The 17,069-nt window shown below is 44.1% G+C and carries 13 protein-coding genes, 1 pseudogene and 1 riboswitch; of the genes and pseudogenes, 5 read left to right on the plus strand and 9 right to left on the minus strand.

All coding sequences use genetic code 11. From position 1 onward, the window contains the following. Positions 1-44: 44 nt before the first annotated feature. From AOT13_RS07045 to zwf, 3 genes are all read right to left on the minus strand, one after another. Entirely contained in the window at positions 45-1,379 is a 1,335-nt protein-coding gene (locus AOT13_RS07045; protein WP_042383644.1) for a glucose-6-phosphate isomerase, read from the minus strand. 116 nt (positions 1,380-1,495) lie between these two features. Beyond that, positions 1,496-2,398: a phosphogluconate dehydrogenase (NAD(+)-dependent, decarboxylating) gene (gene gnd, locus AOT13_RS07050; RefSeq protein ID WP_042383642.1), complete on the minus strand. Its 903-nt coding sequence runs from the start codon at positions 2,396-2,398 to the stop codon at positions 1,496-1,498. Positions 2,399-2,511: 113 nt separating this feature from the next. Continuing rightward, on the minus strand, positions 2,512-3,969 hold the full coding sequence (zwf, locus tag AOT13_RS07055; RefSeq protein ID WP_042383639.1) for a glucose-6-phosphate dehydrogenase: 1,458 nt from the start codon (positions 3,967-3,969) through the stop codon (positions 2,512-2,514). A gap of 80 nt (positions 3,970-4,049) precedes the next feature. Between zwf and AOT13_RS20045 the strand changes: the two genes are divergently transcribed. From AOT13_RS20045 to AOT13_RS07075, 5 genes are all read left to right on the plus strand, one after another. Continuing rightward, positions 4,050-4,196, plus strand: a complete 147-nt coding sequence (locus AOT13_RS20045) for a hypothetical protein (protein ID WP_155267340.1) — start codon at positions 4,050-4,052, stop codon at positions 4,194-4,196. A 333-nt stretch (positions 4,197-4,529) separates the two neighbouring features. Beyond that, the gene (hxlR, locus tag AOT13_RS07060) at positions 4,530-4,895 is read left to right on the plus strand and encodes a transcriptional activator HxlR (RefSeq protein WP_003252445.1); all 366 of its coding nucleotides are present in this window, start codon (positions 4,530-4,532) and stop codon (positions 4,893-4,895) included. Positions 4,896-5,298: 403 nt separating this feature from the next. After that, positions 5,299-6,156 (plus strand): carbon-nitrogen hydrolase family protein, encoded by an 858-nt coding sequence (locus AOT13_RS07065; RefSeq protein WP_013877329.1) that lies wholly within the window; start codon positions 5,299-5,301, stop codon positions 6,154-6,156. 36 nt (positions 6,157-6,192) lie between these two features. Next, complete coding sequence (locus AOT13_RS07070) at positions 6,193-6,867, plus strand: GNAT family N-acetyltransferase (protein ID WP_042383638.1); 675 nt, start codon at positions 6,193-6,195, stop codon at positions 6,865-6,867. Positions 6,868-6,884: 17 nt separating this feature from the next. After that, positions 6,885-7,556: a hypothetical protein gene (locus AOT13_RS07075; RefSeq protein ID WP_042383637.1), complete on the plus strand. Its 672-nt coding sequence runs from the start codon at positions 6,885-6,887 to the stop codon at positions 7,554-7,556. Positions 7,557-7,782: 226 nt separating this feature from the next. Here AOT13_RS07075 and hxlB read toward each other — a convergent pair whose 3' ends face one another. From hxlB to AOT13_RS07110, 6 genes and pseudogenes are all read right to left on the minus strand, one after another. After that, positions 7,783-8,340 carry a 6-phospho-3-hexuloisomerase gene (hxlB, locus tag AOT13_RS07085; protein ID WP_042383635.1) on the minus strand — a complete coding sequence of 186 codons (558 nt, stop codon included), beginning with the start codon at positions 8,338-8,340 and terminating at the stop codon, positions 7,783-7,785. 3 nt (positions 8,341-8,343) lie between these two features. Beyond that, positions 8,344-8,979 carry a 3-hexulose-6-phosphate synthase gene (gene hxlA, locus AOT13_RS07090; RefSeq protein WP_042383634.1) on the minus strand — a complete coding sequence of 212 codons (636 nt, stop codon included), beginning with the start codon at positions 8,977-8,979 and terminating at the stop codon, positions 8,344-8,346. 338 nt (positions 8,980-9,317) lie between these two features. Continuing rightward, positions 9,318-9,648 (minus strand): annotated as a pseudogene (locus tag AOT13_RS19440) (zinc-binding dehydrogenase); the annotation flags it as partial. A gap of 613 nt (positions 9,649-10,261) precedes the next feature. Beyond that, entirely contained in the window at positions 10,262-11,125 is an 864-nt protein-coding gene (locus tag AOT13_RS07100) for an SDR family oxidoreductase (RefSeq protein WP_042383632.1), read from the minus strand. Positions 11,126-11,489: 364 nt separating this feature from the next. After that, entirely contained in the window at positions 11,490-14,900 is a 3,411-nt protein-coding gene (metH, locus tag AOT13_RS07105; protein WP_042383629.1) for a methionine synthase, read from the minus strand. Next, positions 14,893-16,743, minus strand: coding sequence for a bifunctional homocysteine S-methyltransferase/methylenetetrahydrofolate reductase (locus AOT13_RS07110; protein WP_042383627.1), 1,851 nt, complete (start codon positions 16,741-16,743; stop codon positions 14,893-14,895). The genes metH and AOT13_RS07110 overlap by 8 nt, the downstream gene beginning before the upstream one ends. Before the next feature lie 78 nt (positions 16,744-16,821). Next, positions 16,822-16,924: riboswitch (SAM riboswitch) on the minus strand. Between the last annotated feature and the right edge of the window lie 145 nt (positions 16,925-17,069).

A 17,069-nucleotide genomic window follows, 5' to 3' on the forward strand; every position in this document is an offset into this window, starting at 1 on the left:
CCCTCACTCAAGATAGCTGCATGATAACAAGCAGGAGAAAAACGTTATTTAGATAACCGTTTCATGAGGGCCGCTTTTTCCGCTTCAAAGCCCGGTTTGCCAAGTAAGGCAAACATATTCTTCTTGTAAGCTTCCACTCCCGGCTGATCAAACGGATTCACACCGAGCAAATGGCCGCTAATGCCGCAAGCTTTTTCGAAGAAGTATACCATTTCACCAAAGGTATATTCATTCATTTCATCCAATTCAACAATTAAGTTAGGTACTCCGCCGTCTACATGTGCTAATAGCGTACCTTGGAAAGCTTTTTTGTTTACTTCATCCAGTGTCTTACCGGCCAAGAAGTTTAATCCATCGATATTTTCTGGATCTTCTTGAATCGTCAGTTCGATTCGCGGTTTCTTGACTTGCAGCACCGTTTCGATCAGATTGCGGCGGCCTTCCTGAACGTATTGCCCCATGGAATGCAAATCCGTTGTAAAGTCAACGGATGCAGGAAAGAGTCCTTTCTGATCTTTCCCTTCACTTTCGCCAAACAGCTGTTTCCACCACTCAGATACATAATGAAGGGATGGTTCATAGTTCACCAATAATTCGATCGCTTTGCCTTTGCGGTAGAGAATATTTCGCACAGCGGCATACTGGTAGCTCTCATTGGTGCAAAGATCCGGATTGTTATATTTATGATATGCTGATGCCGCCCCTTCCATCATTCGCTCAATATTCAGCCCAGCTACCGCGATAGGCAATAGGCCGACTGCTGTCAGTACAGAATATCTTCCGCCTATGTCATCCGGAATGACGAAAGTTTCATATCCTTCTTGATCGGCGAGCTTTTTTAATGCTCCTTTTGCCCGATCGGTAGTAACGTAAATCCGTTTTCTTGCTTCCTCTTTTCCATATTTTTTCTCCATGTAGTCACGGAAAATCCGGAAAGCAATGGCAGGCTCTGTCGTTGTTCCTGATTTAGAAACAACATTGATAGACAAATCTTTGCCTTCTAATACGTCTAATAAATGAGAAATATAAGTGGAACTGATATTCTGGCCAGCGAAATAAATTTGTGTCGCATTCACTTGGTTATGAAAGGTATGGGATAATGCTTCAATAGCTGCCCTTGCCCCTAAATAAGACCCGCCAATGCCGATCACCACAAGAGCATCTGAATGACTTCGGATTTTTTCAGCAGCTTGTTTGATTCGCGCAAATTCGTCTTTATCATAGCGGATCGGCCAATCGACCCAGCCAAGAAAATCGGATCCTGGACCTTTCTTTTCATGAAGCATATGATGAGCTGCTTTTACAAATCCGCTTAAATAATCTAGTTCACTTTCTTTCATAAATGGCAAGGCATTGGAGTAATCAAAAGAGACAGCCATATAACACTTCTCCTTTCTCTTCCAATTTTGCTGCGTATGTCTCCATTGGTTATTTTGAAGCTTACGTCTGAAAGGGATTTTATGTTTTCTAGAAATACTTCCATGCTTATAATTGTTTATTTCTTCTCATTTCTTTCTACAGCATGTCCGCCAAATTCGTTGCGTAGGGCTGCCACCACTTTGCCTGTAAATGTATCGCTTTCCAATGAACGATACCGCATCAATAAGGACATGGCGATGACAGGAGTGGCAGTTTGCAGATCCAAAGCTGTTTCGACTGTCCATTTTCCTTCACCGGAAGAATGCATAATTCCTTTGATTTCCTCTAATTTTGCATCTTTGGAAAATGCGCGTTCTGTTAATTCCATGAGCCATGAACGAATAACCGAACCATGATTCCACACTCTTGCCACTTTTTCATAGTCATAATCGAATTCGCTTTTCTCTAATATTTCGAAGCCTTCGCCAATGGCAGCCATCATTCCATATTCAATCCCGTTGTGGACCATTTTTAAGAAGTGGCCGCTACCCGCTTTTCCTGTATATAAATACCCATTTTCTACAGCGGTATCTCGGAAAAGAGGCTCGACAATGTTCCAAGCTTCAGAATCCCCTCCAACCATGTAACACGCTCCGTTCCGGGCGCCTTCCACTCCACCGGAGGTTCCGGCATCCATAAAGTGAATTCCCATCTCCTTTAGCTCGTTATAGCGGCGAATCGATTCCTTATAGTGAGAATTGCCACCATCAATCACAATATCTCCTTTGCTTAAAAACGGTGTAATCTCGCCAATCACCGAATCAACAACTGTATGTGGAACCATCATCCAAAGAATTCTTGGATTTTCTAATGATAAAACGAGCTCCTTTAAACTGGATACGCCTTTGGCTCCGTATTTTTTTATTTCTTCCACCGCATTTGCATTTACATCGAACGCCACTACTTCGTGCTTATGGTCAATGAGATTTTTGCCTAAGTTGAATCCCATTTTTCCCAAACCGATTAACCCGACTCTCATGCTGACTACCTCCTAAAAATATCTTGTTCAAAGAAAATTTGCTGGCAGAACAATGTACTTCCTCTTTCCCATTTCAGAAATGATGTTTTCAAGTTTGCTCCGGAAGCGATTACCTACTGCCAATAAAATCCGTCTTCTTTCAATAATTGATCAGAAGCCTCTGGCCCCATCGAACCTGAACGATATGAGTGGAGAGGAAGGAGATTTTCCGCAAATGCCTCTAAAACAGGTTGTACCCATTTCCAAGATAGTTCAACTTCTTTCCAATGAGCAAAGAAAGTCGAATCGCCATGTAAAGCGTCAAAAATCAAGAGTTCATAGGCTTCGGGTATCTCTTTCTGATTAGTCGTAAAGTGCATATGGACAGGTTCCATCTTTCCGTTGTTAAATACATTTTTGCTATTGAATTGCAGCGAAACACTTTCGTTCGGATTGATTTGAATCGCCAAAAGATTAGGGGCTGTTTCCTCATTTTTCGGTAAGTGCCATTCCTTTAATGGATTTTTAAATTCGATCACAATACGTGTGGACTTTTCCTTCATTCTTTTGCCTGTACGGATATAGAATGGTACCCCGCTCCAATTTTCATCATCGATCCACAAACGGGCAGCAACAAATGTCTCCGTTGTTGAAGAAGCATCGACTCCAGGCTCTTCTTTATATCCAATTACTGGTTTGCCATTGATTTCTCCAGGACCGTATTGACCGCGAACGACGTGTAAACCTACTTCTTCTTTCTGTATTGGTCGAAGAGATTCCATGATTTTTCTTTTCTCATTACGGATGTCTTTGGCGCTAATTTGTTTTGGCAGGTGCATGGCTGTCATCATCAGCAATTGCAGCATATGATTTTGAAACATATCGCGGATAGCTCCTGCCTGATCATAGTAGCTTGCTCTTTGTTCTACTCCAACGGTTTCACTTGCCGTGATTTGCACATTGGCTATATATTGATTGTTCCATATCGCTTGAAACACAGGGTTGGCAAATTTTAAAGCTTCTAGGTTTTGCACCATCGGCTTTCCAAGGTAATGATCTACCCGATAAATTTCTTCTTCTTCGAAAGCTTGGCTTAACTTTTCGTTTAACTCTTGGGCCGATTTGATATCGTGACCAAACGGTTTTTCGACAATTAGTCGTTTCCAACCCTTGGTGGATCCTAAGCCACTTTCTTTGATGTTCGACGCGATCACATCAAAAAATTCTGGCGCAACAGATAAATAAAACATGCGGTTTTCAGGAATATTCAATTCTTTTTCGCGTTGTTGAACCATTTCAAGCAACTTTTTATACCCTTGTGCATTTGTTACATCTAAAGAAGTATAACAGAATGCACGGAGAAACTCTTCCATTTTGGAGCGGTCATTTATCAAGCGTCTGGAAAAGGTTTTGATCGAATTTTCCACATATATTTGAAATTCATCATTGGACAATTCTCTTTTGCTTACGCCAATGATAGAAAACGACTGGGGCATTTTTTGATCGAGAAATAAATTATATAATGCAGGGAAAATTTTTCGTTTCGCTAAATCGCCCGTTGCCCCAAACAAAACAAAAGTCATCGAATCCAATGTGATCCCCCCCTGTCTTTTTCGAAACGTTTCTCAAAAAGAATCGACCTGATAGAGCAAATATAGCGGGATTTGCCACATTGCGCGAATTGGTATGTTGTGAAAAACGCATCTTGTATTTTCTCGTTGCCAAATCGTTTACTGAAAACGGTTTTCTTGACGGCGCCGCCAATGACGAGGGCACAGTTGTTGTTCCTTCCAGCGTTTTTAAAGCAGCGAGAACGTAAATATCGCGTGGAATAGTAAAACAATAGTGCTCGTGATTTTGTTCACAGATGCTAGTATAATGCGTATAAAATTTATTGAGAAGTACGCACTTTATTATCATGTAGTGATAAAAATATAATATAGTGTAAAAAAATATACTTAATGATATAAAAGGATTGTGGGCACAATGAAGGGAATGGATCATGAAAAAGCCTTTTCCCATCCTAGAATGAATGCCGTCTGCTATGAGCGAAAATAAATATGTATAACATGTATTTGACAGTATGTGCTTTACGACCATAAAGTGACAAAGAATATACTATCAGTTATAATCAACATAGGGGGGTGAAACGATGGGACACGTTTGTGGCAAGACGTATAACTGTGAAAAAGAATTAACACTTGCTGTTATTGGCGGTAAATGGAAAATGCTTATTTTATGGCATCTAGGAAAAGGGGGAAAGAAGCGGTTTAGCGAACTAAAAGCTCTCATGCCTGGGATCACCCAAAGAATGCTAGTTAACCAGTTAAGAGAGCTGGAGCAAGATCAAATTGTGCATCGCGAAGTCTATCCGGTGGTTCCACCAAAAGTGGAATATTCACTGACCGAGCATGGAAAAAGTTTGATGCCAATTCTTGATGCGATGTATGAATGGGGCAAAAACTATATGGAGACGGTCGTAAAGGGGCAAGTAAAAATTAATGAAGCCGCCAAATAGAAAAAATTTCCTCCTTTAAAACTTCGAAAACTACCTGTTTGCATTCCTTCGTAATTGCCAGAAAATACCTTCTCATCAAGATACAGATAAAAAAGCAATAAGTGATATTAGACGCTAAAAGCCAACGGACAACCATCTTTATGGAAGATCCGCTGTCCGTTGGCTTTTTATATGCATGTTGATGGCTGTTTGGATGCGAGGGCGGTCTGGCAGAAAATGTCCTTAAAATTCTTCAGTGATTCTTACTTGCTTCTTTTTTTCGTTTCTTCTTTTAGTATACTTTTTCACACTATGTAACATGAAAGTGTCTACTTGTTAAATAGAATGATGTATCTAATAATATCAGTATCGCCACATGAATGGGGCGCAGCATTGCTTAATGAGAACAAGAGAGGGGGAGACGATGAAACTGAGAGTTTCAGCGGTTCAATATCATCTCCACACTATCCAATCGTTTGAGGAATTTGCTAAACAAGTAGAACATTATATGAAAACAGCTGAAGAGTTTGGAGCGGATTTTGTCCTGTTTCCAGAATTTTTCACCACTCAGCTAATGTCTATCGGCAACCAGCAAGGGAAGCCTTTGACCATTCAAGACCTTCCTGATTTTACAGAACAATATCGCTCTTTATTTATTAATTTGGCTAAGCAAACAAAGATGCATATTATTGGAGGAACCCATGTCATCCGTAAAAACGGCCGATTATACAACGTTGCTCATTTATTCTATCCAGACGGAAGAGTTGCCGAACAGCCAAAGCTTCATATTACTCCGACGGAAGTAAAGGAATGGAACATGTCTCCGGGCGAAAGCCTGCAGGTGTTCGAGACAGACAAGGGAACCATTGCGATGTTGACTTGCTATGACATCGAATTTCCAGAAATCGTTCGAATGGCAAAGGCGAAGGGGGCGGATGTCATTTTCTGTCCTTCTTGCACCGATGATCGTCACGGATTTTATCGTGTCCGTTACACTAGCCATGCGAGGGCAATTGAAAATCAAGTCTATGTTGTCACCACTGGTACGGTAGGTTCCCTTCCTACGGTTGATTTTATGCGGGCCAATTTTGGGCAAGCGGCGGTGATTACGCCGAACGACATCCCGTTTCCTCCGCGCGGCATCTTGGCAGAAGGGGAAATCAACCATGATATGATTGTCACCGCTGATCTTGATTTAGAGCTGTTATATCAGGTTCGCGAAAGCGGTTCCGTCACCACATGGCGCGATCGGCGCACGGATCTTTATCCGGATTGGAAATAAGGATGTGATTAGCTGCTTCATTGAGGAGGGGGAAAAATGTATCGAAAGGAGTTTTACGTCTTTGACCAAGATCGTCCTGTCCCAGCGGTAATCCGCAATTATGAAGAAAAGGATTTCTCTGGATTAATCCGCATTCAACAAGAAAGTTTCCCTCCGCCATTCCCGTCTGAATTATGGTGGAATACGGAACAGCTGAAAAACCATATTACGCTATTTCCAGAGGGAGCTTTATGTGTGGAAGTGAATGGGGAAATTGCCGGATCGATGACGGGGCTTATTGTTGACTTTGATCCAGACCATCCAGACCATACATGGGAAGAGATTACGGATAATGGATATATCCGCAACCATAACCCAAACGGGAATACGCTCTATGTCGTTGATATTGGCGTGCGCCCTGCCTATCGCAAATTAGGGCTGGGGAAATGGCTGATGTTATCCATGTATGAAGTAGTTATTCATTTAGGATTAGAACGGCTGCTGGGCGGAGGAAGAATGCCTGGATATCATAAAAAAGCTCATGAAATGACCGCAGAGCAATATCTCGAAGCTGTTGTAAAAGGGGAATTGAAGGATCCTGTAATTACCTTCCTGCTCCGTTGCGGCCGTACCCCTGTAAAAGTGGTGGAAAACTATTTAGAGGATGAAGAATCGTGCAATTATGCTGCGCTGATGGAATGGAAAAATCCTTTTTATCGGCCAAAATCTTAGCAAGGAGAATGATTAAGATGGAATATCGCAGAATTACGAGTATAGAAGACCCTTTGTTTAAAAAAATGCACCAATTGATGCAAAATGTATTTCCTCCTGAAGAAGTATTGGCATTCGATTTGTGGAAAGAGCCTCTGGAAGATCCGGGAATTCGTGTGTGCGTTGCGGTTCACGAAGGAGAAGTAGTAGGTGCGACGGAGTATCGCTATTATGAAGATTTGAATGTTGCGATGACGGATTTTACTATTATTGGAAGGGAAGGGCTGGGAATTGGGCGCTTTTTAGCCACAAAACGGTTAGAGGATTTGAACAATTGGGCTGCGGCAAATGGAAAGCAGTTATATGGCATGTTCGCCGAAATTTATGATCCTTATCGGGTGGAGCATTATGAATTTGGCGGGATTAAGCCGATGGATCCATATGTTCGCCGTGAGGTATTGTCCCATTTGGGATATAAGCGGCTTGACTTCCCTTATGTCCATCCATCTTGGAACAATGATGGAGAAGCTGTAACCGGTCTTGATCTTTGTTTCCTTCCGATGGACGATGGCGTGAATGAACTTCCAGCAGAGCTTGTTGTGAAGTTTTTGAAACGTTATTATTCCGTCTTATCGAACAAACCGAAGTCTTGGGATGATATGATTAAAAATTTAGAATCCAAGAATACGATATTGCTTTTAGATATTTAAGTGACTTGCTATTTCAGTCTTTTGGAAAAACACAAAAAGTCGATTTTTCCTATTCCATGGAAAAATCGACTTTTCATTATGACTGAAAAAGGCCGCAAAGCGTTTCTTAAAGAAAGCTTCGCGGCCTTTTCCCCCTTTCCCCCGTGTTGCTAGTTGAAAATTCCATTTGAATAGTTTAAGATTTTGGTTGGTTGAAGGTGCTCTGAACAAAAGTCCCATATATACTTTATTCAAGATTGGCATGCCTTTTAAACATGGTATTGGAGTCCAGCCCTTTTTTCTCCATACATCTTAATATGATCGCATCATAGAATAGCAAGAGGGTTTGCTCAAATAGCGATCCCATTGGCTGTATCGTTTTGTATCCATTATCTGATTGGTCTTTAGGCGAACCAGGTAATTTAATCGTGATATCAGCCAATTGTCCAATGGTCGATTCAGGGAAAATGGTTACTAACGCTACTTTGGCGCCTAAGCTTTTTGCTTTCTCGGCCATGGAAACTAAACTTCTCGTTTCCCCTGAACCTGATCCAATGATCAAAATGTCATCTTGTTCTAGGCTAGGGGTTATGGTTTCGCCTACTACGTAGGCGTCTAACCCCATGTGCATCATTCGCATCGCAAAAGATTTCGACATAAACCCAGATCTACCTGCGCCAGCTACAAAAATTTTCTTTGCTTCGAGAATCCCATTTACCAATTTTTCCGCTTCTTCATCAGCGATGAAATCAGCTGTCCGATTTAACTCTTTGATGATTTCACCTAAATATTGCGTAGTCTGCATCATTCATTCACCTTGTTGGATCATTTTTTTCATTTCAGCTGCTACCGCTCGTTTATCTTCTTGATTGGTAATACCGCCGCCAACGATGATAAGATCAGGTTTTGCTTTAATGACCTCAGGCAATGTGTTTAATTTAATGCCGCCTGCGATCGCTGTTTTTGCGTTTTTCACGACACGCTTGATTGTTGCAAGGTCTTCAAGAGAGTTTTTTCCGACTGCTTGAAGGTCATACCCTGTGTGTACACAAATATAGTCGACTCCAAACTCATCCACTTCTTTTGCTCGTTCTTCTAAATTCTTCACTCCGATCATGTCCACCAAGATTTTTTTCCCTTGTTTTTTCGCTTCTTCCACAGCACCTTTGATGGACAAATCTTCAGCAACCCCAAGTATAGTGATAATGTCAGCGCCAGCTTCGGATGCTTTCATGACTTCATATGCGGCTGCATCCATGATTTTTAAGTCTGCCAATACTTTTAAGTGAGGGAATTCTTGCTTGATTTCCTTTACGGCTCTAAGCCCCTCGTTAATAATCACTGGAGTGCCGATTTCTACAATATCCACATACTCCTCGACTTCTTTTACCAGCTTTTTTGCTTCTGGAATGTTTACGAGATCCAATGCTAATTGTAATTCCATGAATTCTTCACCCCTCATAAAAGTTTATTGTTGGTTGTGCAAGCAGCAGTATTTTTTGTGTTTTACACACTGATGAGTATACTATGTATGATTTATCTTTAGAAGTACGCACTTTATTTTTACATAGTGTCAAAAAATATACTATTGGTTATTATTTATATTCTTTTACTTTTGAATGTAACTTGGAAAGAAGAGTTCCACATTTCCAACCAGATTGGATATGATATCAATTGCGGTTTAACCTAAGAGCCGCTTTTTTGTCAAAACATTTATATAAAAAAGGCTATCTCATCTTTGTGAGACAGCCCTAGAACGCCGTATTGTAAATATTTTCCTTTTTATTGGTTGTTGCCACGGGAAAACGGTGCTCGATTTGATTTATCTTCTAACGTGAAAACTACACGCCCGTTAATTTCCCCTTTTAGCATTTTGCCAAATACTTCATTAATTTTTTCAAGGGTTGCACTTCAATAATGGTTTTTACTTGACCTCTGCAGCGAACCGAAGTGCTTTTTGCAAGTCTTTCCGCGTACCGACGATAGAACCGACAATTTTAATTCCATTTAATACCTCACCAAAAATTGGAATAGGCATTTCTTCCGGCGGCAATCCGACAAGAACGCACGTTCCACCTATGCGAATAGAATTGTGCGCGGATTGAAAAAATGCGGTGAACTTGAATCTTTGGACAATAAAACTGCTTTTTGCTGTTGCCTTTTACACAAATTTCAGGACGTAATTGATCCCATCCTCTATATGAAAACCGCTTGTTAAAAATCAAGAAGAAGTGAGCAATATGCTGCGCTGCTTTTTCGAACAAAGTCTTTCATGCGAAGCGTCTGCGCAGATGGATGAAAAAGTGGGCAAAGCCGATGAGTGAGGTGGGAAAAGCAAATAATGAACAAAGGGGATGTACCTCATTACGTTACAAGTATACAGGAGTGAATGGAAAAGAAAAGCTTGCGGCATATTATCGCAAGCTAAAAAGAGAAGAGAGGGTGTAAAATTTTGCTGTAGTTGAAAAAATGAAACGAAACATAGCACCAATTACATCTTTATCATAATCTTGATGTTAATGGAAAAGCAATAAATCTGTTAGAAAATATGACATAAAAAATCGTCTGACGGTTTCAGAGCGTGGTTTGCTGGAAATGAAGTTTTTCATTGCTTTAACATGACCAATATTGTCTTCCAAATGATGTCTAACATGGTGATACATAAACAAGTGTTTTTGCCGGAAAAAGTATTTGTTTTTTGAAGGCGCGCCTTTGCGCATCGCTTTTTACCCATTCACCACTTTCCCACCGTTGACGTGTATCATCTGTCCTGTAATATAAGATGCGTCATCGCTTGCCAAAAAGACGTAGCTTGGGGCGACTTCGCTCGGCTGCCCCGGCCGCTTCATCGGGGTGTTGGAGCCGAAAGTGGCGACTTGGTCGCTTGTAAAAGTAGACGGAATCAGCGGAGTCCAAATCGGTCCCGGGGCGACGCCGTTGACGCGGATGCCTTGACCGGCGAGCGATTTCGCTAATGAGCGCGTAAAGGCGACGATCGCGCCTTTGGTGGCTGAATAGTCAATTAATTGTTCGTTGCCTTCGTAAGCGGTAATTGACGCCGTATTAATAATGGCGCTGCCTTTTTGCAAGTACGGAAGCGCCGCTTTTGTCAAATAAAAATAGCCGAAGACGTTGGTGCGGAACGTTTTTTCCAGCTGTTCTGACGTAATGTGCAACAAGCTTTTTTGCGGATGCTGCTCGGCGGCGTTATTGACGACGATGTCTAATTTGCCAAATTGGTCGATCGTTTGCTTTACGGCATGTTTGCAAAACTGCTCATCACCGACGTCGCCGGCAAAAAGCAAGCATTTTCTTCCTTCCTGTTCGACTTGGCGCTTCGTTTCTTCCGCGTCTTCATGTTCGTTTAAATAAATGATCGCCACATCTGCGCCTTCCTTTGCAAAATGAATCGCGACCGCCCGGCCGATGCCGCTGTCGCCGCCGCTAATGATGGCAGCTTTATTTTTCAATTTCCCGCTTCCTTTATATGTTGCGCTGATCGAAACAGGCTGCGGGTTCATGTCCGTTTGCAACCCGGGCTGGCGGTTTTGCTGCTGCGGCGGCAGCGTTGCCTGCTGTTTCGTGACCATCTTCCATTCCTCCTTGTGCATCATTTGTCATCGTTAGTATGGGATAAGGAAGTGAAAATATGTAATGTTATGCAATGAATGAACAGTCATCAAGACGTTAATCGCTTTACTTATTTATTAGTAAAGGATAGAAGGGGATAAGGATGACATCAACTCCAGATAAAACGAAAACATACGTTTATTTTTCGACGATATCTTCAAAAAAAACAAGTAACGATTCCCATGAAGGTGCGGGAAGTGCTTGGTGCGGAACCGGGGGATCAAGCAATGTTTGTTTAATGAAAAAGATTTCAAAAAGCTAGAAGGAGAATATTACTCGCCTGACCACATTGCATAAAAAAAGCTGGCCATATGGCCAGCTTTTTTACAGCACGTTGAAATAACGCGCTTCTGGATGGGCAAAGACGATCGCGGAGACGGACGCTTCCGGCTCCATCATATATCCGTCCGTCAAGTGAATGCCGATTTCTTCGGGGCGCAATAGGCGGAACAGTTTTTCCTGATCCTCTAAGTTCGGACAGGCAGGGTAACCGAACGAATAGCGCTGCCCTTGGTATTTGGCGGCAAAGCGCTCTTCCATCGTAAAGTCCGGGTCATCCGGAAATCCCCAGCGGTCGCGCATAATTTGGTGAATGCGTTCCGCAAGTCCCTCCGCGATTTCGAGCGCCAATGCCTGAATCGCGTGGCTTTTTAAAAATTCGCCGTCTTCCTTCCACTGCTGCGCCAGTTCGCGAATGCCTTTGCCGGCGGTGACGGCAAAAAAGCCAACATAATCGATTTGCCCGCTTTCGACAGGTTTCAAATAATCGGCTAAACAAAGGTACGGCGCTTTTTGCTGTCTTGGAAATTCGAACGTTTCTATCATTGTCCGTTTGTCTTCCGGAGAATAAATATAAATCCGGTTTCCATCGCTTTGTGCCGGGAAAAATTGATATACCGCCGCTGGCGTTATCCAGCCGTGCTGCATGGCTTCTTCCAGCAATCCATCCACAACTTCTTTTAGCATCAGTGCCTTTTCATCTTTTTCTTCAAGCAGCCGTTTCACTTTCCCTTTTAACCCGAGATGGTGCCCCAACACCATTTGCCAGTTGACATATGGAATAATATGTGGAAGCGAAATATCTTTGAGCACGTGACGTTCTAAATCTGCCGGCACAAACACGGGAACGTCGGTCGAAACGTTCGATTTGGCGGCGATAACCGTTGGCGCCGTTTTTTCTGGTTTTGTTTCATGTTTTTCCGTTTTTGTATATTCAATTTCGTTTTGCTGCAATTGGTTTGCCAGCGCCAGCCCTTCCATGGCGTCTTTTGCGTATAAGACGATTCCGTCATATTCCGGAGCGATTTTATTTTCTGTAAACTTGCGCGTCAACGCGGCGCCGCCGACTAAAATCGGAATCGAAATGCCCGCTTGCCGCAAATCTTGCGCGGTAACGACCATTTGCTGGGCGGATTTGACAAGAAGCCCGGACAAGCCGATGATATCCGGCTTTTCCGCTTGAACGGCTTCGATCAGTTTTTGCGGCGTCACTTTAATTCCTAGATCAATAACTTGGAAGCCGTTGTTGCTTAAAATAATGTCGACCAAGTTTTTGCCGATATCGTGCACGTCACCTTTGACAGTGGCGAGAATCACTTTTCCTTTTGTGCTGCTTTCCTTTTTCTCCATATATGGCTCTAAAAAGGCGACCGCTGCTTTCATGACTTCTGCGCTTTGCAATACTTCGGCGACAATGAGCTGGTTGTCGTTAAACAGCCGCCCGACTTCATCCATTCCCGCCATCAGCGGCCCATTAATGATGTCAAGCGGATCGGCGTACGTTTGCAACGCTTGTTCCAAATCGGCGAACAGCCCATCTTTCGTGCCTTCGACAACATAGTTGGCGAGCCGTTCTTCCAGGCTAAGCTCTGTTTTGGCTTTTTTCGGCTCTTTCATTTTATTGCGGTAAAATTGGATAAACGTGTTTAACGTTTCATCGTTCGTGTTAAACAGCAGCTCTTCGGCCAATCGGACTTCTTCTTCCGGAATCGAAGCGAACCGTTCTAGCTTTTCCGTATTAACGATCGCGTAGTCAAGCCCGGCTTGTGTGCAATGATATAAAAAGACAGAATTTAAAATTTCACGGCCCAATGGCGGAAGCCCGAAAGAGACATTGCTGATGCCGAGCATCGTTAAACATTGCGGCAGCCGTTCTTTTATGAGGCGGATGCCCTCGATCGTTTCTTTTGCGGCGCCGATATATTGTTCGTCGCCTGTGCCGACAGGGAATACGAGCGGATCGAAAATAATGTCGCGTGGGGAAACACCGTATTTATTTACAAGCAAGTCATACGAACGCAAGGCAATCTCCAGCTTCCGCTCGGCGCCAATCGCCATTCCTTGTTCATCAATCGTTCCGACGACGACAGCGGCGCCATATTTGTGAAGGAGCGGAACCACTTTTGCAAACCGTTCTTCCCCATCTTCCAAGTTAATCGAGTTAATGATGGCTTTCCCTTGCGAATAAGTAAGGGCGCATTCAATCACGCGTTCATCCGTCGAATCAATGACAAGCGGCACTTTTACTTTTTTGATCACTTGTTGTATAAATTTTTCCATATCTTCTTGTTCGTTCCTATCTGGATCGGCTAAGCAAATATCGATGACATGCGCGCCATTTTTCACTTGGGCGCGTGCAATTTCGGCCGCTTCTTCGTATTTTCCTTCAGCGATCAATCGTTTGAATTTGCGCGAGCCGATGACATTGGTTCTTTCCCCGACAAACAACGGCCGCATCGTTTCATCATAAATAAGCGGATCAATGCCGGAGACGGCGTGGACGTCAAACGATGCCGGAATCGGCCGCGGCGGAATGCCACGGACGGCTTCGGCGATGGCGCGGATATGTTCCGGTGTTGTCCCGCAGCAGCCGCCGACGATGTTAATCCAGCCTTTTTCGGCGAACCGCTGGATTTTTTTCGCCAGCATATCCGGCGTTTCATGATAGCAGCCTTCCTCATCCGGGAGCCCGGCGTTCGGATAGCAGCTCACGGCGGTGTCCGCCAAGGAAGCGAGCGTGCGCAAATGGTCGGTCATAAACTCCGGGCCGGTTGCGCAGTTTAAGCCGACGGCAAATGGCTTCATATGCTGGACAGAGATGAAAAACGATTCGATCGTTTGCCCGGCGAGCGTCGTTCCCATCGGTTCAATTGTCCCGGAAATCATAATTGGCACTTTTTTTCTGACCGCTGCGAATGCTTTCATAATCCCAATAAAGCCGGCTTTGACATTTAACGTGTCTTGGCATGTTTCTAACAGAAGCAAGTCGACGCCGCCGAGTAACAACCCGCGCGCTTGTTCTTCATAAGCGGCGGCTAATTGCTCGAACGTCACGCCGCCGGTGACGGATAACGTTTTTGTCGTCGGCCCCATCGAACCGGCGACAAAGCGCGGCCATTCAGGGGTGGAGTAGGCGTCGGCGGCTTTACGCGCCAGTTTGGCTGCTTCTATGTTAAGTTCAAGCGCCAAATGGCCGAGATCATATTCGTCTAACACAATGCTAGTCGCACCAAATGTGTTCGTTTCGATAATGTCGGCCCCCGCTTGCAAATATGCTTCGTGAATGTGTTTGATCACATGCGGGGCGGTGAGCGTCAAATATTCGTTGCAGCCTTCATATTGTTCGCCCCCGAAGTCATCAGCGGAAAGCTGCGCGTTTTGAATCATTGTTCCCATTGCGCCGTCAATGATTAGTATTTTTTTTTCAAGCTGTTGCTGCAATGTGATGTTACCCATGGAGTACCTCCCTTTCTTGTGCGGCTTGTTCTTTTTCGTGAATGTAGCGGACGAGTTCGACGGTCATTTCATAGCGCAAAAACGGCGTGATTAAGTAGATGCCGTTAAATAATTCAAAAGCGGCGTCAATAAGCGACTTGGCAATGGCGATTCCTTCGCGCGCCGACTGGACCGGATCATTTGCGCATGCCGCCATGCGGGCGCGGATTTCATCGGAAAGCGTTATGCCAGGCACTTCATGGTGAAGGAAATCGGCGTTGCGCGCGCTCACTAGCGGCATAATGCCAATGTAAATCGGCGTCTGAAGGTGTTTTGTCGCTTCGTACACTTCTTCGATTTTTTGTTCGGAGTATAATGGCTGAGTAATAAAATAGTGGGCGCCGCATTGAATTTTTTTCTCAAGGCGTTCGACTGCTTTGTCCAGATGGCGGACATTTGGGTTAAATGCCGCGGCGATGGAGAAATTTGTTTTTTGCCCGAGCGGTTTTCCGGAATAGGAAAGCCCTTCGTTAAATTGGCGAATAAGACGAATGAGATCAAATGACGATAAATCATAGACAGATGTCGCCCCCGGAAAATCGCCGATCTTCGACGGATCGCCGGTTATGGCGAGCACGTCGGTGATGCCGAGCGTATGCAAGCCCATCAGATGGGACTGCAGTCCGATCAAGTTGCGGTCGCGACACGTAATATGAATGAGCGGGCGAACGCCAAGCTGCTCTTTGATGATGGTGCCGAGCGCCACATTGCTAATGCGCGGAGTCGCCAACGAGTTATCGGCCAATGTCAATGCATCAATATTCGCGGCTTTGAGCGCTTTGGCGCCTTCCAAAAATTTGCCGATTCCTAATTTTTTTGGCGGGTCGAGCTCGACGATCACCGAACGGCGCTCGCGGACGATATCTTGCAGCGGAGGCGCTGCATTTGGTTCGTTCGTTTGAATTGAAATCGAAACATGACGCTGTTTTACGGCTTTTTCAGTAATTGGTGTCCGGTCCACTAAAGCGCTTGCCATTGCTTCGATATGTTTCGGCGTTGTCCCGCAACACCCGCCAATGAGCCGCACGCCTTGTTCGCGAAACGCCAGCGCAGTTTCTTTGAAATAATCGGTGTTTGTTTCATAGACAAGCCGGCCGTCGCGATAATCCGGCAAGCTTGCGTTCGGATAGGCGGAAAGAAACGCATGATCCGGCAGCGGCACTTCCTCCAGCGAGCGGATCATATAGTATGGACCGAGCCGGCAGTTCAGCCCGACAACATCGGCTCCCAACTGTTCTAACTGCGCTAGCGCTTCGGCAAGAGGGGTGCCGTCTTGCAAAACGCCGACTTCGTGAAGGGAGACGTGCGCAATAATCGGCTTATCCGTTTCTTTGCGCGCGATCGCAAGCACTGTCTTTAATTCTTCCAAATCGTAATATGTCTCGAGCAATAAGCCGTCGATGTCTTCGTTTAACAGCACAAACAGCTGTTCGCGGAATGTCCGTTTTATTTCATCGATGGAAACGGCGCTTTTGTTAATGCTGCGCAATCCGCCGATTGTCCCAAGCACGTAGGCTTTATGTTTCGCTGCTTGTTTTGCCAGCCGCACTGCTGCGCGGTTAATGGATGGCACTTCATCTTCCAAGCCGTAGCGGGCGAGTTTGACATAGTTGGCCCCATATGTGTTTGTTTGGATTACTTCTGCGCCCGCAGCGATATATGCTTCATGAATATGAAGGATATCTTCCGGTTTCGATAAATTTAGTTCTTCAAAACATCGGTCGACGCCGTGCGAGTATAATAATGTTCCCATCGCGCCATCGGCGATGAGAATGCGTTCTTTTAAATCTTGCAAAAGCCCCACGCTCATTCCCCCGTTCTATGGAAATTAGTAAAAGAAAAAAGCCTTCTATAAGAAGAAGACTTTTTTATGTATCGTCTCTTCTTATCTTCCAGGCGCTTCGCCTGTCTGGATTTAGCACCTTGACATCTGTCAGGTTGCTGAGAGTTCATTGGGCCAGTCCCTCCCCCTCTCTTGATAAGAAAGTCACTATGAAGTTGTGAACAAATATTTTAACATTAATTATAATATATAATGTAAAGCATTTTCTGAAAATATTCAATACAAAGGAATTGCTTTCGCGAAAATGTTTGATCCTTGATGAGAAAGCGTTAGCGAAGAGAGTGTAG

The organism is Parageobacillus thermoglucosidasius (genome assembly GCF_001295365.1).
In the GTDB taxonomy this organism is placed as follows: Bacteria; Bacillota; Bacilli; order Bacillales; family Anoxybacillaceae; genus Parageobacillus; species Parageobacillus thermoglucosidasius.